Raw genomic sequence first — 304 nt, 5'->3', positions numbered from 1 at the left:
CCGGCGATTCAGCGCTTGCAACACCCGGCGGAATGGTGTTTAGAGACGCCGTCCGGGGCCGCCGGCGGGTCATTTCCTCCAGCGGCGCGGTTGTGAGCGGGTGTAGCTCAGGGGTAGAGAACAACCTTGCCAAGGTTGGGGTCGAGGGTTCGAATCCCTTCGGCGGCACCGCGCGGATCGTCCGGGGCGACAGCCTCTGGCAGATCAGCCGGCGCATCTACGGCAAGGGCACCCGCTACACGGTGATCTTCGACGCCAACCAGCCCCAGATCCGCAACCCGGACCTGATCTATCCGGGCCAGAT

The 304-nt window shown here is 65.8% G+C and carries 1 pseudogene; it reads left to right on the top strand.

Annotated features, from left to right (window positions below):
• Positions 1-167: 167 nt before the first annotated feature.
• Positions 168-304 (top strand): annotated as a pseudogene (locus tag MKK58_RS04625) (LysM peptidoglycan-binding domain-containing protein); the annotation flags it as partial.

The sequence above is a fragment of the Methylobacterium sp. J-078 genome (genome assembly GCF_022829285.1).
In the GTDB taxonomy this organism is placed as follows: domain Bacteria; phylum Pseudomonadota; class Alphaproteobacteria; order Rhizobiales; family Beijerinckiaceae; genus Methylobacterium.
This window is presented reverse-complemented; position numbering and strand designations above follow the sequence as displayed.